The 22,272-nt window shown below is 71.9% G+C and carries 19 protein-coding genes and 1 pseudogene; 9 read left to right on the top strand and 11 right to left on the bottom strand.

What is annotated here, in order from left to right; all coding sequences use genetic code 11:
- Positions 1 to 66: 66 nt before the first annotated feature.
- The 4 genes from ABFX55_RS11170 to ABFX55_RS11185 all read left to right on the top strand — a co-directional run bounded on the left by ABFX55_RS11170 (position 67) and on the right by ABFX55_RS11185 (position 2,596).
- Positions 67 to 810 (top strand): GNAT family N-acetyltransferase, encoded by a 744-nt coding sequence (locus ABFX55_RS11170; RefSeq protein WP_346120184.1) that lies wholly within the window; start codon positions 67 to 69, stop codon positions 808 to 810.
- Positions 807 to 1,355, top strand: coding sequence for a GNAT family N-acetyltransferase (locus ABFX55_RS11175; protein ID WP_346120186.1), 549 nt, complete (start codon positions 807 to 809; stop codon positions 1,353 to 1,355). Before ABFX55_RS11170 ends, ABFX55_RS11175 begins: the two co-directional genes overlap by 4 nt.
- 225 nt (positions 1,356 to 1,580) lie before the next feature.
- The gene (locus ABFX55_RS11180) at positions 1,581 to 2,027 is read left to right on the top strand and encodes a MarR family winged helix-turn-helix transcriptional regulator (RefSeq protein ID WP_346120187.1); all 447 of its coding nucleotides are present in this window, start codon (positions 1,581 to 1,583) and stop codon (positions 2,025 to 2,027) included.
- Between the two features lie 77 nt (positions 2,028 to 2,104).
- Entirely contained in the window at positions 2,105 to 2,596 is a 492-nt protein-coding gene (locus tag ABFX55_RS11185) for a hypothetical protein (protein ID WP_346120189.1), read from the top strand.
- A gap of 41 nt (positions 2,597 to 2,637) precedes the next feature.
- On the opposite strand, the gene ABFX55_RS11190 is transcribed toward ABFX55_RS11185, so the two are convergent.
- From ABFX55_RS11190 to ABFX55_RS11205, 4 genes are all read right to left on the bottom strand, one after another.
- Complete coding sequence (locus ABFX55_RS11190; RefSeq protein ID WP_346120191.1) at positions 2,638 to 3,657, bottom strand: NAD-dependent epimerase/dehydratase family protein; 1,020 nt, start codon at positions 3,655 to 3,657, stop codon at positions 2,638 to 2,640.
- Between the two features lie 81 nt (positions 3,658 to 3,738).
- Positions 3,739 to 5,961 (bottom strand): SulP family inorganic anion transporter, encoded by a 2,223-nt coding sequence (locus tag ABFX55_RS11195; RefSeq protein ID WP_428834760.1) that lies wholly within the window; start codon positions 5,959 to 5,961, stop codon positions 3,739 to 3,741.
- Positions 5,962 to 6,013: 52 nt separating this feature from the next.
- A complete protein-coding gene (locus ABFX55_RS11200) occupies positions 6,014 to 7,399 on the bottom strand; it encodes a hypothetical protein (RefSeq protein WP_346120194.1) in 1,386 nt (461 codons plus the stop codon).
- A gap of 183 nt (positions 7,400 to 7,582) precedes the next feature.
- Positions 7,583 to 8,146: a YbhB/YbcL family Raf kinase inhibitor-like protein gene (locus ABFX55_RS11205; RefSeq protein ID WP_346120196.1), complete on the bottom strand. Its 564-nt coding sequence runs from the start codon at positions 8,144 to 8,146 to the stop codon at positions 7,583 to 7,585.
- A gap of 219 nt (positions 8,147 to 8,365) precedes the next feature.
- Here ABFX55_RS11205 and ABFX55_RS11210 point away from each other — a divergent pair, with 219 nt between their 5' ends.
- Both ABFX55_RS11210 and ABFX55_RS11215 read left to right on the top strand, forming a co-directional pair.
- Positions 8,366 to 8,896: a PH domain-containing protein gene (locus tag ABFX55_RS11210; RefSeq protein WP_346120197.1), complete on the top strand. Its 531-nt coding sequence runs from the start codon at positions 8,366 to 8,368 to the stop codon at positions 8,894 to 8,896.
- Positions 8,893 to 10,476, top strand: a complete 1,584-nt coding sequence (locus tag ABFX55_RS11215; RefSeq protein WP_346120199.1) for a PH domain-containing protein — start codon at positions 8,893 to 8,895, stop codon at positions 10,474 to 10,476. The genes ABFX55_RS11210 and ABFX55_RS11215 overlap by 4 nt, the downstream gene beginning before the upstream one ends.
- A gap of 233 nt (positions 10,477 to 10,709) precedes the next feature.
- On the opposite strand, the gene ABFX55_RS11220 is transcribed toward ABFX55_RS11215, so the two are convergent.
- The 3 genes from ABFX55_RS11220 to ABFX55_RS11230 all read right to left on the bottom strand — a co-directional run bounded on the left by ABFX55_RS11220 (position 10,710) and on the right by ABFX55_RS11230 (position 14,847).
- A complete protein-coding gene (locus ABFX55_RS11220) occupies positions 10,710 to 11,417 on the bottom strand; it encodes a hypothetical protein (protein ID WP_346120201.1) in 708 nt (235 codons plus the stop codon).
- Between the two features lie 142 nt (positions 11,418 to 11,559).
- Positions 11,560 to 13,551 carry a septation protein SepH gene (gene sepH / locus ABFX55_RS49780; protein ID WP_428834759.1) on the bottom strand — a complete coding sequence of 664 codons (1,992 nt, stop codon included), beginning with the start codon at positions 13,549 to 13,551 and terminating at the stop codon, positions 11,560 to 11,562.
- 165 nt (positions 13,552 to 13,716) lie between these two features.
- Entirely contained in the window at positions 13,717 to 14,847 is a 1,131-nt protein-coding gene (locus tag ABFX55_RS11230; protein WP_346120203.1) for a S8 family serine peptidase, read from the bottom strand.
- A gap of 112 nt (positions 14,848 to 14,959) precedes the next feature.
- Between ABFX55_RS11230 and ABFX55_RS11235 the strand changes: the two genes are divergently transcribed.
- Both ABFX55_RS11235 and ABFX55_RS11240 read left to right on the top strand, forming a co-directional pair.
- Positions 14,960 to 15,763: a hypothetical protein gene (locus tag ABFX55_RS11235; RefSeq protein WP_346120205.1), complete on the top strand. Its 804-nt coding sequence runs from the start codon at positions 14,960 to 14,962 to the stop codon at positions 15,761 to 15,763.
- Between the two features lie 18 nt (positions 15,764 to 15,781).
- Positions 15,782 to 16,690, top strand: a complete 909-nt coding sequence (locus ABFX55_RS11240) for an RNA polymerase sigma-70 factor (protein WP_346120207.1) — start codon at positions 15,782 to 15,784, stop codon at positions 16,688 to 16,690.
- Here ABFX55_RS11240 and ABFX55_RS11245 read toward each other — a convergent pair.
- From ABFX55_RS11245 to ABFX55_RS11255, 3 genes are read right to left on the bottom strand one after another with little or no spacing between them, the layout of a single operon-like run.
- Positions 16,663 to 17,955: a D-arabinono-1,4-lactone oxidase gene (locus ABFX55_RS11245; protein ID WP_346119195.1), complete on the bottom strand. Its 1,293-nt coding sequence runs from the start codon at positions 17,953 to 17,955 to the stop codon at positions 16,663 to 16,665. The two genes, ABFX55_RS11240 and ABFX55_RS11245, sit on opposite strands and share 28 nt — an antisense overlap.
- Positions 17,956 to 17,998: 43 nt before the next feature.
- The gene (locus ABFX55_RS11250) at positions 17,999 to 18,718 is read right to left on the bottom strand and encodes a polysaccharide deacetylase family protein (protein ID WP_346119194.1); all 720 of its coding nucleotides are present in this window, start codon (positions 18,716 to 18,718) and stop codon (positions 17,999 to 18,001) included.
- 55 nt (positions 18,719 to 18,773) lie between these two features.
- Positions 18,774 to 20,015, bottom strand: a complete 1,242-nt coding sequence (locus tag ABFX55_RS11255) for an MFS transporter (RefSeq protein ID WP_346120209.1) — start codon at positions 20,013 to 20,015, stop codon at positions 18,774 to 18,776.
- 53 nt (positions 20,016 to 20,068) lie between these two features.
- Here ABFX55_RS11255 and ABFX55_RS11260 point away from each other — a divergent pair, with 53 nt between their 5' ends.
- Entirely contained in the window at positions 20,069 to 21,232 is a 1,164-nt protein-coding gene (locus tag ABFX55_RS11260) for a lytic transglycosylase domain-containing protein (RefSeq protein ID WP_346119190.1), read from the top strand.
- 54 nt (positions 21,233 to 21,286) lie between these two features.
- Here ABFX55_RS11260 and ABFX55_RS11265 read toward each other — a convergent pair.
- Positions 21,287 to 22,235: pseudogene (locus tag ABFX55_RS11265) on the bottom strand (ferrochelatase).
- Positions 22,236 to 22,272 lie beyond the last annotated feature (37 nt).

The following is a 22,272-nucleotide window of genomic DNA, read 5'->3' on the forward strand; positions in this document are numbered from 1 at the left end:
CGTGCGGCTGGGTCGACCTCCCAAGGCAGGGGTAGCGCTGATCCCGGGCTCTTGTAGGGTCCTCTCATGACCACCATCGACCTGGCTGATCTGCGCCTGGCCGTCCCCAACGCCACCACGCTCTGGACCGCGCTCGCCGAGGCCCGCGGCCACGAGGTGGTCAGGCGGCAGGGGTTCCAGGCCGTGGCGGGAGACGAGCACAGCGGGCTGCGGATCGTGCTGAGGTCGCCCTCGCCCGCCAAGGACGACGTGGACGAGCTGACCGAGCTGGCCAAGGGCTGGTCGCGTGGTCCGGTGCTCGTCGAGGACGCCTTCGGCTCGGTCGACATGAGCGCGATCGGGCTGACCCCGCGCGAGCTGCCTGTCATGATCCGCAGGCCGGACGACGCCCTTCCGCCCCCGACTCTCGAGGTCGTCAGGGTGGAGCGGGAGGAGCAGCTGCGGGCGGCCGAGCGGATCGTGGTCGACGGCTTCCCGCTGCCCGGCTTCCAGCCGTACCGGCCGGGGGAAGCCTTCCCTGCGGCGCTGCTCGGACGGGAGGGGATCGAGCTCCACCTCGTCGCGAAGGACGGCGAGCTGGGCGGGGCGTGCGTGACGGTAGTCGACGGCGGCGTGGGCGGGCTCTACTGGGTGACGACGCTGCCGGAGTTCCGTTCGCGCGGCATCGGGCGGGCGCTGATGCACGCCGTACTGGGCGGGCCCCTGAAGGAACTGCCCGTCACGCTGACGGCTGCCAGGGCGGGCAAGCCGCTCTACGACTCGCTCGGCTTCACCGAGATCACGCAGTCCACGTGGTGGGCGTCGGCGTGATCAGGCCGCGGGAGCAGGGCGACCTGGCCGCGTGCGTCGGCGTGCTGCGGGCCGTTCACGAGGGGGACGGGTACCCCGCGAACTGGCCGGACGATCCAGAAGGATGGCTCACGCCGACGGGGATGATCCAGGCGTGGGTCGCCACGGACGGCGACGAGATCATCGGACATGTCGTCCTGCGCGGGGCGGATCCGGTGCTCCCCGAGGCGGACGGCCTCGTCGCGCGGCTCTTCGTCGCCGCGCACGCCAGAGGCTCAACCGCGCACGCCGGAGGCTCAACCGCGCACGCCGGAGGCTCGGGAGCGGCCACGGAGGTGGGTGGCTCCGGAGGCCGGGGACGTCAGGGTGCCGCCGCCGGGCTGATGGCCGCGGTGGAGCGGGAGGCGGCGCGGCGGGGTCTCCGCCTTGGGCTCGATGTCACCGACTCCAGACGCAGGGCGATGGCCTTCTACGAGCGCGCGGGCTGGCGCAGGGTCGCCAGTGCCCGGATGGAGTGGCCCGACACGGACGGACGGCCTGCGCTGCTCCACTACTACCTGCGCTGACCGGGCAAGCGGCCCGTCACGGCGAGTCGCGCGCTCGGCGGTCGTGAAGGAGTCAGACCACCCCGGCGCCGGCGACCTGGATCCACCACCCTGTCCCTCCAGCCCCTTGACGTCACCCGCCAGGGGCGGCCGCACGGGCTGGCGGGTGCCGCTGCACCAGGGGCGACGCTCGGCTTCCGGCCACGGAGACAGCCGGCAAGGTGGAGGGTGCGGGAAACTGGGAAGGTGACGAACGAGAACGGCCGCCCCAGCCCGCCCGTGACCAGCCCCTCCATCGTCCTGCTGACGCTGGCGCGCAGGATCGAGTCCGAGCTCAACGCCGCTCTCGCCCCGCTCGATCTCACCGTCAGCAGGCTCGGGCTGCTCGGCCACATCGCCGGCCTGCCCGGGGTGTCGTTCAGCGACCTGGCCAGGATGTCGGGCACCACCGTGCAGAGCGTCCACGCCGCGGTGAAGGTGCTGGCCGGCGCGGGGTTGGTGCGCGACAACACCGCCCGCGCGGGCTCCGCTTCGACCATCGAGATCACCCAGGACGGCACCAGCCTCCTCCATGCGGCGAAACAGGCGGTGGCGAGCGTCGACGAGCTGCTGTTCGGGCCGGAGGCCGACCCGATCCAGCGGCAGGTGGCCGATGCCGTCCGCACGGCGTTCCAGAGCGGCGAGCCGTCGTGAGCCCCGCCGAGCTTCAACCTGCCTGAAGCTTTCGTGCTAGCCTTCAAGCTGCCTGAAGGTTAGCCGAGGGAGCGTTCATGGAAAAGCTGTTGCTGTCGGTGCATGTGCTGGCCGGCATCGTCTTCGTCGGGGGCTCGGCCGTCGCGACGAGCCTGTTCCCCCGATACGCGCCGGTCGCCGCCGGCGTCCCCGCAGGTACGGCAGGCGGGGGCGCCGCCGCCTGCGCTCTCCAGGAGGCGTCGGGGGAGCGGAACCGGTCCGTGGCCGTCGCGCTGCTCCGCATCACCAGGGGCTACAGCCTCTTCGGCATCGTCGTGCCGGTCGTGGGAATCGTCCTGGCCCTCGTCCAGGGCCGGATGGGGGAGATCTGGATCACCGTCTCCATGGTGCTCACCGCCGCGGCGGGCGTCCTGCTGGCCCTGCGGATCTATCCGCTTCAGCGCGAGGCGCTCGCGGAGCCGGACGACGGCGCCAGGCTGCGCAGGCTCTCCATGCTCGCGGGGATCTACAACCTGCTGTGGGCGGTGGTCGTCGTCATGATGATCGTCCGCCCTGGAGCGGACGGCTGAAGCGGGGTGCGGGCGGTCGCGTCCGCACCCCGCTCGTCAGCTCAGCCGCCGGACTCGCGGGCGGACCAGCCGGCCAGGATGGCGGCCTCCTTCTCGGGGGCGATGCCGTGGACGTTCTTCCTGCCGAACACCCGCTCCGAGACCGGGATCTCCTTCAGCCACTCCCAGGTGTCCCTCACCGTCTCGGCCACGGGCCTGCAGCGCAGCCCCGCGGCCTCGGCCTTGGACGTGGAGATCTTCCAGAAGTTGTCCATGTCAGGGCCGGCGGGCGCCCACAGCGGCAGCTCGATCCAGACCTTGACCTCGTGGTCGACCAGGAACTGGTCCTCCACCCAGACGAACTCCGCGTCCGAGCCCGTGACCTGCCTGCACAGCTCCAGCCACTCGCCGTAGGTCGTGTTGCCCTGCGGTCCGGTGACCATGAAGCGGTCGCTGACGCCCTTCTCCGCCTGGTCGTAGCTGAAGATCGCGATGTCGCGGGCGTCGATCAGCTGCATGGCCACCGAGGGGTCGCCGGGGGCCAGCACCCGGCCGCCGAGCGAGATCCTGGTCAGCCACCACGGCAGCCTGGCGACGTTCTCGTGTGGGCCGAGGATCAGACCCGGCTGGATGATCAGGACGTTGCCCGCGAACGCCTGCTCCACGGCGCGCTCGCAGCCCGCCTTGAGCACGCCGTAGTCGCCGTCCTCGGGGCCCGCGTCAGGCTCGCAGTCCCACAGTCCCGAGGAGTCGGTGGCGGGCTTGGCGGGGAAGTCGCGCACGGCCGAGACCGAGGAGACGAAGACGTAGGTGCTCGCGTGGCCCGACAGCAGCCGCGCGGACTCGCCCGCCACGCGCGGCACGTAGGCGGAGGTGTCCACGACGATGTCCCACTGCCGCCCCTCCACCAGGCGCTCGAGGTCGGCCGTCACCTCCCTGTCGCCGTGCACGGCCTCCGTGCCCGGGACGTCGGGGTAGCTCTGCCCCCTGTTGAACGTGGTGACCTCGTGTCCACGGGCGAGCGCCTCCGTGACGAACGCACGCCCGAGGAACGCCGACCCTCCGATGACCAGAACTCTCATAAGAGCATTCTTCGGGTACGGCCTGCGAATCCGGTCACCTCTTCACCGAGAGCGTAGGAGGGCGCCGCTCTCGGTGAGGTCCTACGCAGGGAGGGTGGGTGCGGGCTGCGGGTCCGGCGTGGGTTCGCCGAGCACGGGGGTCGGCAGGATGTGGACCCTGGCGGAGGCGATGTCGAAGTAGAGCCCCACCAGCTCCAGCGTCCCCGCCCGCACCTGCTCGTCCACCTTGCGGTGCGTCCGCAGGTTCTCCAGCTGCTGGATGACGTTGACCCTGCACAACCGGTCCAGCGGCCCGGTGTCGCTACCGTCGCTGTCGGTGTGGATGAACCTGGCCAGGCTGTGGTTGCCGTGCCGCAGCCAGCGCCGCAACCCGGGCATGCTGCCCGCCTTGGCCCCGCCCGACAGCAGCCCCGCCATCGCTCCGCACCCGGAGTGCCCGCACACCGTGATCGTCCGTACCCCCAGCACCTGGGTGGCGTACTCGATCGCCGCCGACACCGAGTCGTCGTGCGCGCCGTGCCGGGGAACGAGGTTGCCGATGTTGCGCACCACGAACAGGTCGCCAGGACCGCTGGCCGTGATCAGCGTCGGCACTATGCGGGAGTCGGCGCAGGTGATGAACAGGTGCGTGGGCTGCTGCCTGCGGGCCAGCTCGGTGAAGATGGGCCGCACCAGCGGCGCCGTCCTGCGGTGGAACTCCCTGGCGCCCACCGTCAGCTCGCACTCGGCGGGACCGCCCTGCGGCGGTACGGCGGCACCCCTGCGGCGGCGGTGCGCCCACGGCAGCCACCAGCGCTCGTGCGCCCTCGGCGGGGTCTTGGCGGGGAACATGTGGTTGCCGCCTGCCGCGAGGGCATACCACTCGTCGTGCAGCTCGTCGATGTCGACGCTGCCGCCCGAGCGCTCGTGCTTGAGCCGCCAGGAGTGGAGCGCCTCGAACGCGGCGTTGTCCATGAAGTCGATGTTGAGGTCGAGGTCGACGGGCACGCCCGGCGGGATCGCCCCCAGCGCGTCGGTGAGCCTCGGCACGCCGAGGAAGGTGAGCGAGCCCGAGATCGTCACGTGACGGCGGCCCTCGGGCTCCTGCCGTACCTGCACGGAGACCCCCGTGAGCCGCCGCAGGGCGAGCAGGACGGCCAGCGCCAGCCCGAACAGCACCCCCTCGGCCAGGCCGAGCACGACCACGCCCGCCAGCGTGACCAGGTAGACGGGCACCTCGCCGTGGCCGTGCACCTTCCGCACGTGGCCCAGGTTGAACATCTGCAGCCCGATGAAGGCCAGCAGCGCGGCCAGCGCCTCCATCGGGATCAGCTGGATCGTCCAGCCGAAGCACAGCACGAAGACCAGCACCCAGACCCCGTGCATGACCGCCGACCAGCGGGTGCGCGCGCCCGCCCGCACGTTGGTGGTGCTGCGGACGATCACGCCCGCGATGGGCAGGCCACCGAGCAGACCCGACGCGACGTTGGCCAGCCCCTGGCCGCGCAGCTCCCTGTCGAGGTCGGTGCGCGGGCCGTCGTGCTGCTGGTCGGTGGCCACCGAGCACAGCAGCGACTCCACCCCGGCGAGCAGCGCCACCAGCAGCACCGCGGCGGCGATGCCGTGCCAGTCGCCGGCCGGCAGGACGGGAGGCGCCCACTGCAGGAGCCCGTCGGGCAGCTCCACCCTGGTGATGTCCAGGCCGAGGACGGCGGCGGCCGAGGAGGCGAGGAACAGCGCCGCCAGCGGTGCAGGGACCACCCTGATCCTGCTCGGCAGCCACTTCCACAGCAGCAGGACGCCGATCGTGATCAGCCCGACGGCCGCGGCGTGGTTGTGCACGCCCACGATCTGCGCGGGCAGCTCGAGAAGGTTGGCGACGGCCGAACTCTGCGGGCTGCCGCCCAGCACCACGTGCAGCTGGGAGAGCGCGATCACCACGCCGACGCCCGCGAGCATGCCGTGGATGACGGCGGGGGAGACCGCCAGCGCGGCCCTCGCGGCTTTGAAGGCGCCGAGCACCAGCTGTACGACCCCGGCCATCAGCGTGATCATGCAGGTGGCTCGCCAGCCGTACGTGTGCACGAGATCGGCCACGACCAGGGCCAGGCCCGCGGCGGGCCCGCTCACCTGTACGGCCGAGCCGCCGAACAGTCCTGCGACCACCCCGCCCACGACCGCCGCGATCAGCCCCGCCGCCAGCGGCGCGTCCGAGGCGACGGCGATGCCGAGCGACAGCGGGACCGCGACGAGGAAGACGACCAGCGACGCGGGCACGTCGTATCTGAGGGCAGTCAGTCCATTACTCTGAGTGTCCACCGCCAGACTGTAACGGTTTTCACTCCCGGAGACGGAGTGTTACGACAGGCCTTTACGATCAGCGGTAATAGTCGGGGAAGTCCTGATCGGGGGCCCGGTGGTGGCTGCCCCTGCGGCCCTGCCTGGCCGCCTCCGTCTCGGGCTCGCCGTACATCTCGCCATAGGACGGCCAGCTGGCGTTCGCGGCGGGCGGCTCGGGCCAGGCGGCGGGCGTCGCCGGGGGCGCGTAGGGAGCCTGGGGCTGCTCGTAGGAGGAGGCGGAGTACTGCCCCGCCGACAGCACGTCGTCGTAGGGCGTGACCGCCCTGCCAGGAGCGGTCGGGGTGGTGGCGGCGGGCGTCGGGCCCGTCAGCGCGTCGTCGTCGGAGACGGCCCAGCCCGCGCGCACCTCGTAGGAGTTGGGGTAGGAGGCGGGGGCAGGCTCCCTGTGCGGCTGCTCGAAGGCGGGCCACGAGGAGGTGACGGGGGCCGCGTCGTCGAGGACGTCGTGGTGGGCGGCGGCGGCCCACGAGCCCGAGGTCGTGCCGGGGGCGGCCTGCTGCGACTGCCAGGTGGCGTCGGACTCGACGGCGCCGTAGGCGGGGAACGGGTCGCTGGTCGGCGCGCCGTGGATCGGGCCCGAGGGCGCCACGGGGAACGAGCCGCTGTTGACGACGGGGAAGGAGCCGCTGGCGGAGACCGCGGGGAAGGACCCGCTCACCTGACGCGGCTCGGGCTGGGCCTGGGGGACGGGCGTGGCTCCGGCGCCGAGAATGCTCATCACGTCGGGCGTCGGGGCCGCGAAGGTCATCGTGCGCTGGTCGGCCAGCTCGGCGGCGGAGGGAGCGGGACGCGGCTCGGGCCGGGGCTCGGACTTCCGCTCGCGTCGCGACTCACGCCGCGACTCGCGCCGCGGCGTGGGCTCGACGAGGTCGGCCAGCGGGTTGGCGGCGGCGGCGGGGGCCACGGGAGCGACAGGGGCGGCGGCGGGGCGCTGCGGCAGCGGAAGCTGGACCGTGCGCTCACTCGAAGGGTCGGCCGCGGGACGCTCGGGCTCGACGGGCCTGCTGGCCGCCATGCGCGCCTTGACGGTGCCACCCGCGCCGAAGCCGCCCTCGGTGGCCTCGCTGCGGATGTTGGCCCAGAACTCCTCGTCGTCGTCATCGGCGGCGCCGTTGCCCCACTCGTCGACGCCGCGCTTGCCGCGCTGGCCCGTGCGAGCCGGCTTCGGCTGCTTGTGCTCGTCTATGGGGCTGAAGTCGGGGCTGAAGTTGACCATCCTGGGCTCGTGCGCGGCGAACTCGTCGGTCGACCGAGCCTGGGTCATCTCCCCTTCCTCGGCCATTGCTTTGAGCCGCTCCGGCGGGAGCGAGCTCTCTCGCTTGTTCATCGAACGCATGCCCAGTGCCACGACTACGAGCACGAGGAGCACGACGGCGACGAGAACCAGTACGACCGCAGTCATTGCACCACCCTCAAGGCCATGGCCTGCCAGCGGCGCCGGTGAGATCGCGCGGCCATCGACGCGATCTGCCCCCTTTGATCACCAACGCACAGCGAACGGATCTGATTGTGTCGGACCACTATGAGCGTTGTCACACCCTAAGTGAAGAATTGGTAACCACTACTACCAGCAGCGTTCGGGCCATCACTCGATGTGCACCGCCGTCAGGCGGCCACGCGCGATGGTCTGGTCGGCGATCATCTTCAGGACGTCGGGGAGGGAGGCGCTCGCCGTGCCCTTGAGCCGCCCGCTCAACGCGTAGACGCTGAAACGATAGCTGCCTTCTCTGTCGCAGGGTGGCTCGTAGCCGACCTTGCCGCTGGTCACCGCCGCCTGCCCGGCCTCCTTGGGAGGGTCGGAGGCGGCGTCTTCGCCGATCTCGGTCGTGCGCGGGTCGATGTTGTAGACCACCCACTGCACGGCGGGGTTGGAGGAGCTGGTGTCGTCGACCACGATCGCGATCGACTTGGCACGTGAGAGCACGTCGCTCGACCAGCGCAGCGGCGGGCTCATCTTCGTGCCGTGACAGGAGTATTCCGACGGAAGGGGGGTCTTGTCGCGCAGACTCGAGCTGCTGACGTTGATCTCCCTGATCTCCCTCGCGGGGCCGCTCAGGACGCCGCAGCCGGACACGCCGAGCGACAGCGCGGCCACCGCCGTCAGGACGGTGGCGCGCCGCACGCGCGTGTACGAGTTCGGCTGCCCCATGCCCGAGAATGCTACGCGCCTGTCGGTGATGCGCCGACCGGTTCGGGAGGTTCGGTCGCGGGGAAAGCCGTTGAAAACTGGAATAATCGGGGCATGAAAGGGTGACGTTGGACACAACCATGACCTTCGTCAGCCCTATTCGGAGTCGTCAGGGGCGATCTTGCTCCCGGTGCGGCCGAGGCGGTCAGAAAGCCGACGCTCCCTTCTAAGCTGGGCACTGTGACTGAGGCGCCCGACCCGGCAGCGGGTCCACTGCGTGACCCCCATCATCGCGTCTCGCCCAAGGCCGTCCGCCTGTGGCTGCTGGAGGCGGTGGTCGCCCTCGTGCTGTTCGCCGCGGGGTCGTTCCTGCTGGCCGCCTGGATACCGAGCTGGTCGTGGCTGCCGCTGTGGCTGTCGGGCAACTCGTGGCTGGTGCCGGTCGTGGTGCTCGTGCCCGCCACGCCGTTCCTCGTGGTGGAGCCATTCGTGCGCTTCGCCGTCCATCGGTGGGAGCTGTCGGGAGACGTCGTCTACGCCAGGTCGGGCTTCCTGACCAGGGAGTGGGTCTTCGTCCCCGTGAGCCGCATCCAGACCGTCGACAAGGCCCAGGGCTGGTTCGAGCGCATGTTCGGCCTGGCCACGCTGGAGATCCGCACCGCCTCGCACGCGGGCTCGTCCACGATCCAGGGCCTCGACCACACCGTCGCCGCCGGGCTCGCCGAGCACCTGGCCAGGCGGGCCGAGGAGCTCAGGGACGACGCCACATGAGCGAGCAGGGCGCCACGAAGCTGAGCCCCAAGGTGCTGCTCATCGATCCGGTGCGCATGCTGCCGTCCCTGCTGATCCCCCTCGTGGGCGTGCTGTTCGTGGGCGGGTTCTCGCCGCGCTCCTTCGGCTGGGCCGCCTTCGGCGTCCTCGGCACCGTCGTCTTCGCCGTGGTGCGCTGGGCGACCTTCAGCTACCGCCTCGTCGGGGACCGGCTCGAGATCAAGCGGTCGCTCATCAGCAGGTCGGTACGGACCATCCCGCTGGAGCGGGTGCGAGGCGTGGACATCTCCACGCCTCCCATGCACCGGCTGCTCGGGCTGGCCGTACTCAAGATCGACACAGGTGCCAGCGGGGGAGGCGAGCAGGAGGGCGAGCTCGACGGGGTGAGCGTGGCGGAGGCCGAGCGGCTCAAGGACGTCCTGCTGCGCAGCGTCAGGGCGGCCAGGGCCGCCGGAGCCGCCACCGGCCTCGACGGCGGCCCCGAGGGGCACGGGAGCGTCGCAGCGCCCCCACTCCCCGAGGGCCAGGCCGTGCACCGGCCAGGGGGAGCCTCCCCTGACGCCTCGCTCGAGCGGCCCTTCGAGGAGCCGCAGGAGCACGTGATCGTGAAGGTGCCGCGCAGGTGGCTCCTGTACGGCCCGCTGTCCGGCGCCTTCCTCTTCACCCCCTTCGCCGTCGCGGGCGGCGCCATCGGCCTGCTCTTCCAGTGGGGCGACCAGCTCGGGCTCGGCCGCGACGCGGCGTGGAACGCGGGCCGCTGGGTGTGGGACCACCCGATCCTCATCGTGGTGGTGGTCCTCGCGCTGATCGTGGCCATGCCGTTCGTGGCGGCGGTGATGTACGCGGTGTTCAACTGGGACTTCACGCTCAAGGAGCGCGAAGGCTACCTCGTCGCCGAACGCGGCCTCGTCACCAGGCGCAGCGTCTCGCTCGAGGCCCGCCGTACCCGCGGCTACGAGATCGTCGACGCGCTGGCCGAGCGGAGGGCCGGAGTCGTCAGGATGTGGGCCATCGTGACCGGCCTCGGCGACTCGGAGACCAGGGGGCAGCTGCTGCCCGACGTCCCGAGGCCCGTCGCTCTGGAGGTCGCCTCCCAGTCCGTCGGCCCGTTCACCGCGCCGCTGCGCCCGCATCCTCCGGTCGCCCGCAACCGCCGCCTGTTCAGGGCGATCGTCCCGTGGCTCGTGCTGGCGGCGGTGCCCGCCGTCCTCGCGGTGGCGACCGCCACGCCGGCCTGGTGGATCCTGGTTGCCGTGGCGCTCGTGCTGGCCGGGCTGGGCGTTCCTCTCGGCAACGACCGTTACCGCTCGCTCGGGCACGGCTACGACGGCGTCAGGCTGCTGTCGGTGCGCTCGGGGTCGCTGCGGCGCTCCCAGGCGGTCATCGAACGGCGGGCGGTCGTCGGCTGGCGGCTGCGCCAGACGTGGTTCCAGCGCAGGGCGGGGGTGCTCACGCTCGTCGCGGGGGTGGGCGCGGGCAAGGGCGGCTACGAGGCGATGGACGTCTCCGAGGAACAGGGCGTCGCCTTCCCCGCCGAAGTCACCCCCGAGTGGCTGACGCCGTTCCTGACACGCGACTGAGGGACGCTCCCTGTCCGGCAGCGCCCCTCGGTCTCCCATGTCCGTCAGCCCCGGCCCCGGTGTCCCGGGGTCTGGCCAGTTCTTGCGGCAGTCTCTCGGTGAGGTAGGTCCTGAGACGGCCTTCCAGACGTGGCCAGCCCTGACGGCGGCCCGCGTGGTCAGAACTGACGGTCTTCCGAGCGGTGTCAGTCCTGACGGCGGGTCGTTCCTGACGGCGGGTCTTTCGGGTGGGCTCAGTCCTGGCGGCGGGCGCCGAACATGATCTCGTCCCAGGTCGGCACCGAGGCCCTGCGGCCTCTGGCGTTCTTCTTGGGCTGGCGCGCGGCCGGCGCGGGCGGCGGCGACGGCACGGGCACAGGGGTCGGGTCGGCGGGCGGCTTCTTGGGGACGGGCGGCTTGGGTTGCTTCTCCTGCGCCGCCGCGTCCTCCTCGGCGCTCGGACGCGCCGCGGGGACCGCGGCGGCCTCATCCTTTACGGCGGACGCCTTGGCCGCCACGGGCTCCTCGGCCTTGGCCCCCTGCGAGGACACCTCCGGCTCGGATCCCTGCTGCCGCTCCTCGGCCTTCCGCTCCTCGGCCTTCGGGTCTTCGGGCTTGGGGCTCTGTGCGGCCCTCTCGGTCGAGGCCGCCTGGGTGGGCTGCTCGGTCTTGGTCTGAGTCTCGGGCTTCGAGGGCGTCTCGACCGTGTGTGCCTCGACCGGGGCAGCGCCTGCCTTGAGGGCCTCGGCCTTCGGCTCCTCGGGCTTCTCCTGAGGGGCCTCCTTGGGCGCGTCGCTCGCGGTGGCCCGCTCGTCGGCCTTCGCGGTCTGGGCGTCGGCGACGGTCGGCGGGGCTTCCGGCGTGGTGGCGGCGGCCGCAGGAGCCTCGGCCGTCTCGATGGACGCCTGCTTGGCGGACCCCGTCTCGACGAATACCTGCTTGGCGGACGCCGTCTCGACCATTGCCTGCTCGGACGCGGCCTGCTCCGTGGCGGTCTTTCCTGTGGCGACGGGTGATGTGACCGACGTGGGCTCGCCGGTGTCAGCCGGCTTGCCGACCTCGCCGCCCTCACCGGTCTGCTGGGCCGCGACCCTGTCGACGGCCTTAGGTGCGGCGTCGGCTTCGGGGGCGGCGTCGGGTGCGGCGACGGCCTCGGGTGCGGCGCTGGTCTGGGCCTCGGCGGTGGTGCCGGGGCCGGGGGGTGCTGTCCGGCTCCCGCGCGACGACGGTGTCCGGCGTGGCCACCGATTCGGACTTCGGCGCGGCCACGACCTCGGGTGCCGCCTCGGGCGCGGTCACGGCAGCGCGTGCGGCTTCGGGTGCGGATGCGGCCACGGTCCCGGGCGCGCCCTCGGGTGCGGCCCCGACTTCCGTTGCGGCCCGGACTTCGGGTGCGGCGGCCTGCCCGGACACGGCCTCCGGTGCGGCGGTCTGCTCGGGCGTGGCTGGAGCCTCCGGGACGGTGGCGGCGTCGGTCGAGGCGACGGGCTCGGAGACGGTGACCGCCTCGGAGGCGTCGCGTGCCTCGGATGCCTGGGCAGCCTCGGACGTCTCGGATGCTTCGGGCGCCCTGGATGCCTCAGGTGTGTTGCGAGCGCCGGAGGTCGTGGGCGCCGCGATCGTCTCGGATGCCTCGCGGGCGCTGGCAGCCTCGGAGGCTGCGAGCGCCTCGGTGGTCTCGGGGGCTGCGAGCGCCTCAGAGGTTTCGGGGGCTGCGGGTGCCTTGGCGGGATCGGTTGCGGCGATGGGCTCGGGCGAGACGACGGCTTCGGAGGTGGCTTCCGACGCCACGCCCGCCGCTGCGGGCGCGGCGACCTCAGGGGTGGGCGTCGGCTCGACGGGAGCGGCGGACGCCGTGGCAGGCAACGAAGGTGTCACCTCAGGGGAAGACGCCATCGCGGTCGAAGGTGACGATGACTCTTCGGGCGAACGCGACAAAGCGGGCGCACGTGACGCGGGCGTGGCGGACGAGGACGCGGGCGTCGAAGGCTCAGAGGACGCCGGTGCGGCAGACGTGGGCGCGGATGCCCCGGGCTCCACCGGCGAAGGCTCCCGCGACGACGGCGCGGCCGATGAGGGCGCGGGCGGCGCGGGCGTGGTGGTCGAGGGCGTCGGCGACGAGAGTGCGGACGGCGCGGGCGCGGGCTCGGAGGCAGGGGGCTGGCGGAGTGGGGGCGGGAGGAGCGGCGCTGCAGGAGGATCGGCGGTCGTCGCCGACTCGTGGGGCAAAAACGACGGCTCCACCGCGGGCTCGGGAGCAGCGGGTGCGTAGATCGACTCGGGCTCGCGCGCGGCGGCCCGCGCCGGCGGCTCGGCCGTACGGGAGAAGCCTGGACTCCAGGCGGGCTCCGGACGGGAGGCCGGCGGCTGCGCGTACGGCGGGTCCTGGCGCGAGACCGAGGGGAAGGGCACGGGCGGCTGCATCAACGGCTCGGCCGCCAGCGGAGGCACCGGCTGCAGCTTGGCCACCCGAGGCGCGAACGGCGTGACGATGGTGTCCTCGACCGGCGGGTTCGGGTCGAAGTCGGCCGACGACAGCCGCAGCGACTCGTCGTCGTGCGGGGTCACGTGCCTGCGGCGCGGGTCGAACAGCCACTCGGCGTGCCGGGTGTGACCGTTCCAGACGTAGCCGAGCTTGACCCGCCACAGGCCGTCGTCGCGCTTGGCGGAGTCCCAGTCGATCTCGTCGGCAGGCACGCCGCGGCGGGTGAGCCGCTCGGCGACCAGCTCGCCGAGCGTCGGACCTGGGGCGGATTCGCCGGGCATGCGCACGGCGACGCGCTGCGCCTGCTGGGCCACGTACTCCCTCTCCTGGAGCACGGGGCCCTCGAACCACCGGACCCGCTCGACGGGGATTCCCGCGGTCGCGGCGATCTCCTCCGCGGTCTCCCCGGCGCGTATGCGGGCCTGGATCTCCTTGGGGCGCAACGGACTCTCCACTTCGATCTCGTACTGGCCGAGACGGGAGAAGTTTCCGCGGACGGCAGCGCGGAGCCGGTCGTCCACGGGAAGCGTGAAGCGGGTCCCTCTCCCGGCCGTAGCCAGCACGAGATAGGTGCCGTCCTCGCTCACCGCGACGAGTCGGAGCTCCTGCATGCGAGTCCCTTCGTCAGCGTCGTGCTCAATCTTCCCCCGGACCCTTGAGTCTCTCGCGTGTGCCGGTTGCCTGCCAGCACCGTACCCGGCATGTCCGAACATCGCCTTCATGGGATGGGCCCAGGTCGATGTGACGCCGGTCACATTTGTCGATTCCATCCGGAATTACAGCCCGCCACCGTGCAGCAGGAGGTTAGGGGTCCTCGACGGATTCTGGCGAATCGCGTCGTGCGTCGTTGTGGACTTCAGCCAAGACGCGAGAGTCGATGGGGCGGAGGCCGGATGGGACTCCAGGTGGCGGGCCACCGTACCGGCCGCGAGGGGGGAGGTCACGACGAGCACACCGGACCTGCGCAGGCGGCGCGCGGCGGCGTCGACGGCGGGGGAGTCCGCGGCGGAGACGGCCAGGACGGCCACGGCGGGACGTCTCGCGTGCCCCCGCACCCAGTCGAGCCCCGCGACCACGTCGGACAGCGGCCCCGAGCCGTCGCAGCCGAGCACCTTGACCGAGGCGACGCGCGCGCCGGGCGCCACGCCGTACCTCCTGCCCGCGGCGAGCGCGGCGGCTCTCGTGCCGTGACGGCCACAGGCCCGCTCGCGAGAGCCGGCGATGCCGGGGGCGCGCTCACGACCGCCGGTGGCGTCGGGGCCCTGCCCGCGACTCCCGGTGGCGGAGCCCTGCCCGCGACCGCCGGTGGCGGAGCCCTGTCCGTGATGGCCGGCGTCCGGGCCCTGCCCGTGACCCCCGGTGGCGGAGCCCTGCCCGCGACCGCCGGTGGTGTCCGGGCCCTGCTCGTGATCGCGGGCGGCGTCGGAGGGGCGCCCATGAGGGCCGGTGGCGTCGAAGGCGCGCCACGCCCTGTCGCCGAACTGCTTGCGGGTGACGTCGACGCCGGTGTCAAGGACATAGACGGTGACGCCTTCGCCGGCGAGCGAGGGACTGGACGGCTCGCCCAGCGGGGGCAGGTCGAGCGCGCGGACCTCGCGGTCGGGCTCCACCGATCGCACCCTCGGGTCGGTGCGCAGGGCCGCGGCCTCGTGGTCGGTCAGCCAGGTCGCGAACCCGGGCAGGGCCGAGGTGTAGTAGCGGCGCACGCGCAGGTGACCGTCGGTCAGCAGGGCGCGGGCCTCGGCCCTGCCCGCGGCGGTCACGAGATAGGGCCGCGGAGGCAGGTCGGAGACGGGCGCGGAGGCGGCGGGGGCGATGACGGAGGCCACCACGGGAGCCGCTGTCGTCACGGCCGTCGCCAGGGCCGCGGCGGCGTACACGGAAGGGAGACCGAATCGGCGGGGCACGGCTGTCGAATCTGCCTGTCACGCAGGTCACAGGAACAACAAGACACGCCGCCGCGTCTATTACGAGAAAGCTCTTTACCGAACGCGTGACAAGAGGGGACTGATCCGGGGGATGAGCGGCGAGCAGCCCAGGTTCGAGCTGAGCGTGCCGCAGATCGCAGGGGGAGCACTGGCCGCGGTGACCGCGGCGGTGGCGGCGTCGTACCTCGGGGTGGCGGGGACGTTCGTGGGAGCGGCGGTGGCGAGCATCGCCAGCACCATCGGCGGCGCGGTGTACACGCACTACCTGAAGCGGGCCAACGAGCAGATCAAGCAGCACACGGTGATCGCGTGGAAGGACAGGGAGGACACGGCGCCGATCCACGTGGACGGTGAGGGTGAGCTGGCCACGGCCGTGCAGGCCACCGTCCGCCCGGACGAGCCCCACTCCGACACGCTGGTGATGGCCCCGATCGAGCGGAGCAGGCGGATCCCGTGGGCGCGGCTGCTGGCGGCGGCCGCCCTCGTCTTCACGATCAGCACCGGCGTGATCCTCGCCTACCAGGGCGTCTCGGGTTCACGGGTGGACGAGCAGACGAGGGGCGCGCGCGACGTGCCGGCGGTCGAGCACCACAGGGCGCCCCAGGACGAGCGGGAGGACGACGCGCCCGTCGCGCCGTCCACGTCGAAGAGTCCCGAGGCGCCGAGCGAGACGCCCACTCCCACCCCCACGCCGACCCCGACGCCCAGCGGCACGCCGACCCCGGCACCGACCACCGAGGAGCCCACGGCGACCCCCACTCCGGGCGAGAGCGCTCCGGGCGAGGAGCCCACGGGGAGCGAGGAGCCCACGCAGGACCAGGGCGACAGGGGCCCCGACCCCGATCAGAGCGCTCCCGCGCAGGACCGGCTCGAGAGCGTCCCCGAAGCTCCCTGACTTCGTAGGATGCCGAACGTGAGCGCACGTGAGGCAGAGGAGTTCGAGAGCTTCAGGCCGCGCCTGTTCTCGCTGGCCTACCGGCTCCTCGGGTCGGCCGCCGCGGCCGAGGACGCGGTGCAGGACGCCTACCTGCGATGGCACGCCGCCGACAGGGCCGCGATCGAGATCCCCGCGGCCTGGCTGACCAGGGTCGTCACGAACCTGTGCCTCAACCGCACGGCCTCGGCCAGAGTCAGGCGCGAGGCCTACGTGGGCCCGTGGCTGCCCGAGCCCGTCATGACCGAGGGCGCGCGGCTCGGGCCGATGGAGAGCGCCGAGCAGCGCGAGGCCGTCTCCATGGCGATGCTGCTGCTCCTCGAACGCCTCACCCCCGCCGAGCGGGCGGCGTTCGTGCTGAGGGAGGCCTTCGGCCACAGCCATCGTGAGATCGCCGCCGTCCTGGGGGTCTCGGAGGCCGGCGCGCAGCAGCTCTGCCATCGCGCCAGGGAGCGGGTCGCCGAGGACCGTCCCCGCTTCCGCGCCACCCGCGCGGAGGGCCGCGCCATCGCCGAACGCTTCCTGCGCGCCGCCGCGGTCGGCGACCTGCGGAGCCTGGAGTCGCTGCTGGCCGCCGACGTGGCGGCATGGGCCGACGGCGGCGGCAGGTCCACCGCCGCCCGCCGCGTCATCGTGGGCGCGGCCAAGGTCGCCCGCTACCTGGGCTCGTTGGGGGAGAACGGCGCGGCCGAGGTGGGCGTCGCCATCGGTGAGATCAACGGCCAGCCCGCCCTGTACGGCGTGGCCGAGGGCCGTCTGCTCGGCGTCATGGTGCTGGAGATCACCGACGGCCTGGTCAGCGCGGTCAGGACGGTGGTCAACCCCGACAAGCTCGTCCACATGAGCGCGCGGCTGCGCTCTCAGGGACCGAGCACGGTGTCCAGGTAGGGGTTGGCGAACAGCCTCGCGGGATCGAGCCTGTCGCGAAGCGCCACGAAGTCGGCGAAGCGCGGATAGACCTTGCCCAGGTAGGCGGCGTCGCGGCTGTGGAGCTTGCCCCAGTGAGGCCGCCCGTCCAGGCGGGTCATGATCTCCTCGACGCCCTCGAAGTAGGCGGGGTTCGGGGTCGGCCGGTAGACGTGGCAGGCGATGTAGGCCGACGGCCTGCCGTGCGCGGTCGACAGCCACGCCTCGCTCGGCGGCGTCACCCGCACCTCGATCGGGAAGGTGATCTTCCAGTCCATGCGCTCGACGAGGTCGCGGGTCTCCCTCAGCGCCTGGCCGAGACGCTCGCGGGGGACGGCGTACTCCATCTCGAGGAAGCGCACGTCACGGACCGAGGTGAAGATCTTGTAGGAGGTGTTCACCGACTCCGAGTCGCCGAGGAAGGCCGCGGAGACGGCGTTCAGCCTGGGAATGGCGGCGGGAAAGCGGCCGCCCACCCCGCACAGCGCCCCGAACAGGGTGTTCTCCAGGAAGACGTTGTCGAGCCAGTGCTTCAGCGCGGCCGGCGGCCTGGCCGGGCCAGGATGCCGGTTGTTGGTCTTGACCAGGCAGGCGTCGGTGTGCGGCAGCCAGAAGAAGTCCAGGTGCTCGTTGGCCGAGGTCATCGCGTCGAGCCTGTCGAGGATCTCGCTCAGCGGCATCGCCTGGCGCCTGTTGTGCAGCAGGAAGGAGGGCTCCACCCGCAGCGTGACGGCCGTCAGCACGCCCAGCGCGCCGAGCCCGACCCTGGCCGCGTCGAACAGGTCCTCCCCGGGCGCGGCGGTCACGACCGAGCCGTCGGCGAGCACCATCTCCAGCTTGAGCACCTGGTCGGCCAGGCCGCCTGTGTCGCGCCCCGTGCCGTGCGTGCCGGTCTGGATCGCGCCGGCGACGGTCTGCGCGGTGATGTCGCCCATGTTGGCCAGGGCCAGGCCGCGCCTGTCGAGCTCCTCGTTGAGCACGCTGAGCGGGGTGCCTGCCAGCACGCAGACCGAACTGGAGCCGTTGTCCTTGGTGATGGAGCGGATGCCGGTCAGGCCGTGGGGGCGCAGCATGATCCCGTCGGTGAGGGCCACCCCCGTGAAGGAGTGACCCGTGCCGACCATGCGGACGCGGCGCCCGCTCCCGGCGGCCTCCCGCACGGCCAGCGCCACGTCCTCCACCGAGGTCGGGGTGCGTACCTCGGCAGGGGTGCCCGACTGGTTACGGGCCCAGTTCGTGAAGGCCATGCACCCCTCCTGCGAATGACGTTCGGTTAAACGCGAACGATACTCACTTCTCCCAGCCTTCGGGAACAGGGAAGATGTCGCCGGGCTCGAGCTTCTGGTCCTTGATCAGCTCGGAGACGGTCACCAGATGGTAGCCCTTGTTCTGCAGCGTCTTGATGAGCGAGGGCATCGAGTCGACCGTCTGCTTCACCCAGTCGTGCATGAGGACGATGCTGCCCTGCTTGGCCACCGCGAGCGTCTGCTTCTTGATGGCCTCCTCGTTCTTGGACTCCCAGTCGCGCGAGCCGCCCGTCCACAGGATCATCGGCATCCCGAACTCCGCGGCGATGTCGGAGACCTGCAGGTCGGCCATGCCGTACGGCGGGCGCAGCAGCTTGGGCTCGACGCCCGTGACCTGCTTGACGATGTCCTGCGTCTTCTGGATCTCGCTCCGGATGGCCGCCGGACCGATCGTGGTGAAGTTCGGGTGGCTGTAGCTGTGGTTGCCGAGCTCGTGCCCCTCGACCGCCATGCGCTTGGCGAAGGCGGGGCGCGACTTCACGTACTGACCCTCGAGGAAGAAGGTCGCCTTGGCGTTGTGCTTCTTCAGTGTGTCGAGCAGCACGCCCGCGTACTTGCCCGGCCCGTCGTCGAAGGTCAGGGCGACGCACTTGACCTGCGTGCAGTCGACCTCCTTCTCCTTCGGAGCAGCGGACGCGCCCCCTGGGGTCAGAGTGACGGCAACAACCGCAATAGCCAGAAGTGAAGCAAAATGTCGGGACATAACAGACTTTCCTGTGTGGAGGGTGTGTCTGAGGGGATCTCCCGACCGTAGCGGATCACCCTTTGGCGGGTGAAGGAGCCTCGGGAAGTCTCAGCAAACCCGAACCTCCGATGCCCACGATCGCCGCCAGCAGCGCGCACGCGAGCGAGAAGGCGTAGGCGTTGGAGGCGCCGAAAGCCTCGGTGAGCCGCCCGCCCGCCCACGCGCCGACCGCCACGCCGAACCCGATGGAGGTGGAGATCCACGCCATGCCCTCGGTGAGCAGGGACGCGGGCACCAGGCGCTCGGTGAGCGAGAAGCCGGTGATGAGGGTCGGCGAGATCGCCAGCCCCGCGACGAACAGGCCGATCGCCATGACGGGCGCGCTGCCGATGAAGGCGATCGGCAGCAGTCCCACCGCGAACACGATGATCGCCCTGACGAACCTGGTGCGCAGGGAGAGCTGCCACGCTCGCGAGCCGAACCACAGGCCCGACACCATCGAGCCGCCGGCGAAGGCCGCGAGCAGGAAGCCCGCGGCGCCCTTGACGCCCTGTTCCTCCGCGAAGGCGACGGTGATCAGGTCGACGGAGCCGAAGACCGCGCCGAGCGCGAGGTAGACGCACGACAGCAGGGCGATGGCGGGGATGGTGATCGGGCTGCCGCCGGCGTGCCGTACGCCGGTGATGGGGGGTTCGGTGCCGCGCTGCATCGCGAAGACCAGCGAGCCGCCCAGCATGAACACCAGCGCCACGATCAGACCCGCGTACGGGTTGATGGCCGTCGCCAGCACTGTCACCATCGCGGGGCCTGTGACGAAGATGACCTCGTCGGCCACCGACTCGAAGGCGAAGGCGGTGTGCAGCTTGGCCGAGCCCCCCAGCAGGTTCGACCAGCGGGCGCGCACCATCGAGCCGAGCGAGACGGAGGTGGCGCCCACGACGAACCCGGTGGCGTAGAGGGTCCAGTGCGGCAGGCCCCACAGCGCGCACAGCATGAGCGCGACCAGCGCGGCGCCGTTGACGAGGGCGAGCGGCGTGACGACCCTGGCCTGCCCGAACCTGTCGACCAGGCGGCCCGACAGCGGGGCGGCGACGGCGTAGGAGACGTTCGTGGTGGCGGCGACCGCGCCTGCCGTGGCGTACGAGCCGGTGATCATCGAGATAAGGAGGATGATCCCGATACCGAGCATGGACATCGGCATCCTGCCGATGAATCCCGCGACGACGAATCCCTTAGCCCCAGGCGTGTCGAACAGCCCTCGGTACGGCCCTACCACTGCGTCTCCCCACTCTTCAAGCGCACAACCTTTGCGCACCGTCTGTCCGGACAGCAAGTGATTTTTCCGCGCGATCGTCTAACGTGTGCCGAGTGTCTGCTCTTCCCTCTGTCCGCGGGTTCCTGATCGTCACGGCCGTCGTGGTGTCGGTGGGCGCGGCGGGCGCGTTCGCTCTCGTGCTGAACGAGGAGAAGACCTCCGCCTCCGCCTCCACGCCCACCGTCGAGCTCAAGGACGAGACTCCCCGGCTGGAGACGATCGAGCCGGTGCGGCGGTTCGGGCAGGGCGGCCCGGGGGTCACGGTCACCCCGCCGCGCCTGTTGGCCATCGCCCCGGCCACGGTGCCGAAGAAGACCCGCTACGCGCTGTCGCGGCTCAAGCACGTGCAGAAGGTCATCGTGGTCGACGCGGGCTCGGTCAAGGTGGCGGGCACGGCGGTGAACCTGCTGGCGGTCGAGCCGTCGGAGTACCGCTCGTGGACACCGCAGGCGGTCGCCGACCAGCCCGAGGTGTGGAGCGCGCTGGCCAGGGGCGAACTGGTCGCCGACACCACCGCCGCGCGCAGGTTCGGCATGGTGCTCGGCGCCTCCTACCAGGTCGACGGCGGGCCCAGGCTGCGGGTGGCGGCCTCGGCCACGCTCGGGCTGCCCGGCGTGGACGGCATCGTCAGCGCCGAGGTCGGCCGCTCGCTCGGCCTGATGCAGGGCGTCGCCGTGCTCCTGCACGGCAAGGAGGGCAAGATCCGCGAGGCGGCCGTGCGCAAGCTGCTGGGCAAGCAGGTCCAGGTGCTTTCGGTCGGCGCCCGCGCCGCCGACCCGCAGCCCGTGGCGGGAGAGCAGCAGGCGGGAAACCCGCAGGCCGAGAAGCAGGTCGTACGGCAGGGCAGCTACCTGGAGCTGTACAAGGCCGCCGCCACCCGCTGCCCCGGCCTGTCATGGACGGTGCTGGCAGCGATCGGCCAGGTGGAGAGCTCGCACGGGCGCAACAACGGCCCTTCGAGCGCGGGCGCGCTCGGCCCCATGCAGTTCATGCCCGCCACCTGGAAGGCCTACGGCGTGGACGGCGACGGCGACGGCATCAAGGACATCTGGAGCCCCTACGACGCCGTGCCGGGCGCCGCCAACTATCTGTGCGCCAACGGCGCGGGCCAGGGCGGGCAGAAGCTGCGCAAGGCCGTGTGGTTCTACAACCACTCGTGGGAGTACGTGAACAAGGTCCTCGGGCTCTCGGAGGCCTACGCCCGCACCTACGCCTGACCCCTACGCCCGCACCTACGCCTGACCCCTGCGCCCGATCCCGTAGCCCGGCCCCTAAGCCTGGCGCCGCACGGGGGCGGGGCAGCAGGTCAGGGCGCACGGCACCGGCTCGGGCTCGGCCATCAGCTCGCCCACCATCCGCACGAAGGCCGGGTGCGTGCCCGCCGTGGCCGCCCGCTCCAGCGGCAGGCCCAGCTCGGCGGCCAGCTGCCTGGCCTCCACGTCGAGGTCGAAGACGACCTCCATGTGGTCGGAGACGAACCCGATAGGCACCAGCACCACCGCGGGAGCGCTGGTCTTCCTGAGGTGGTCGAGCACGTCGGGCTCCAGCCACGGCACCTGGGGAGGGCCGCTGCGCGACTGCCAGACCAGCTCCCACGGCTGGTCGCGGCCGAGCGCCCTGCTGACCAGCTCGGCCGACCTGCGCAGCTGCGCCTCGTAGAGCCCGCCGGACGGGCCCGCCGTCTCGGCCATCGACACCGGGATGCTGTGCGCGGTGAACACCAGCCTGGCGTCGTCGCGGCCCAGCCTGTCGAGCGCCTGCCTGGTGTGGTCGGCCATCGCGGCGACGAAGCCCGGATGGTCGCCGAAGTGCCGCATCTTGACCAGCTCGGGCCCGCCCTCGACGGAGATGCGCGCGATGTCCTCGTAGTACTGGCGGCAGCTGGAGTACCCGGCGAAGGCGGAGGTGGCGAAGACCGCCGCCTTCCCGACGCCGTCGGCCTTCATCCGGCGCACGGTGTCCTCGCCGAACGGGTGCCAGTTGCGGTTGCCCCAGTAGATCGGCACGTCCAGCTCGGGCCGCCAGCGCCTCGATCAGGTCGCGGTTCTGCCCGTTGATCGGGCTGACCCCGCCGAAGGACTGGTAGTGCTCGGCCACCTCGAGCAGCCGCTCGCGTGGCACCCCTCTGCCCCGCACGACGTTCTCCAGGAACGGCATCACGTCGTCGGGCCCCTCGGGACCGCCGAAGGACAGCAGCAGCAGTGCGTCGTAGTTCCCCACGCTGGTAAGCCTATGGGGGTCAGCATGTAGGTTCGGG

Origin of the sequence: Nonomuraea roseola, assembly GCF_039535395.1 — a bacterium.
Taxonomy (GTDB): domain Bacteria; phylum Actinomycetota; class Actinomycetes; order Streptosporangiales; family Streptosporangiaceae; genus Nonomuraea; species Nonomuraea roseola.

Coding starts and splice junctions, on each gene's coding strand:
- ABFX55_RS11170 (WP_346120184.1), top strand. CDS start 67: ATGACCACCATCGACCTGGCTGATCTGCGCCTGGCCGTCCCCAACGCC.
- ABFX55_RS11185 (WP_346120189.1), top strand. CDS start 2,105: ATGGAAAAGCTGTTGCTGTCGGTGCATGTGCTGGCCGGCATCGTCTTC.
- ABFX55_RS11190 (WP_346120191.1), bottom strand. CDS start 3,657: ATGAGAGTTCTGGTCATCGGAGGGTCGGCGTTCCTCGGGCGTGCGTTC.
- ABFX55_RS11200 (WP_346120194.1), bottom strand. CDS start 7,399: ATGACTGCGGTCGTACTGGTTCTCGTCGCCGTCGTGCTCCTCGTGCTC.
- ABFX55_RS11205 (WP_346120196.1), bottom strand. CDS start 8,146: ATGGGGCAGCCGAACTCGTACACGCGCGTGCGGCGCGCCACCGTCCTG.
- ABFX55_RS11215 (WP_346120199.1), top strand. CDS start 8,893: ATGAGCGAGCAGGGCGCCACGAAGCTGAGCCCCAAGGTGCTGCTCATC.
- ABFX55_RS11220 (WP_346120201.1), bottom strand. CDS start 11,417: ATGGTCGAGACGGCGTCCGCCAAGCAGGTATTCGTCGAGACGGGGTCC.
- sepH (WP_428834759.1), bottom strand. CDS start 13,551: ATGCAGGAGCTCCGACTCGTCGCGGTGAGCGAGGACGGCACCTATCTC.
- ABFX55_RS11235 (WP_346120205.1), top strand. CDS start 14,960: ATGAGCGGCGAGCAGCCCAGGTTCGAGCTGAGCGTGCCGCAGATCGCA.
- ABFX55_RS11245 (WP_346119195.1), bottom strand. CDS start 17,955: ATGGCCTTCACGAACTGGGCCCGTAACCAGTCGGGCACCCCTGCCGAG.
- ABFX55_RS11250 (WP_346119194.1), bottom strand. CDS start 18,718: ATGTCCCGACATTTTGCTTCACTTCTGGCTATTGCGGTTGTTGCCGTC.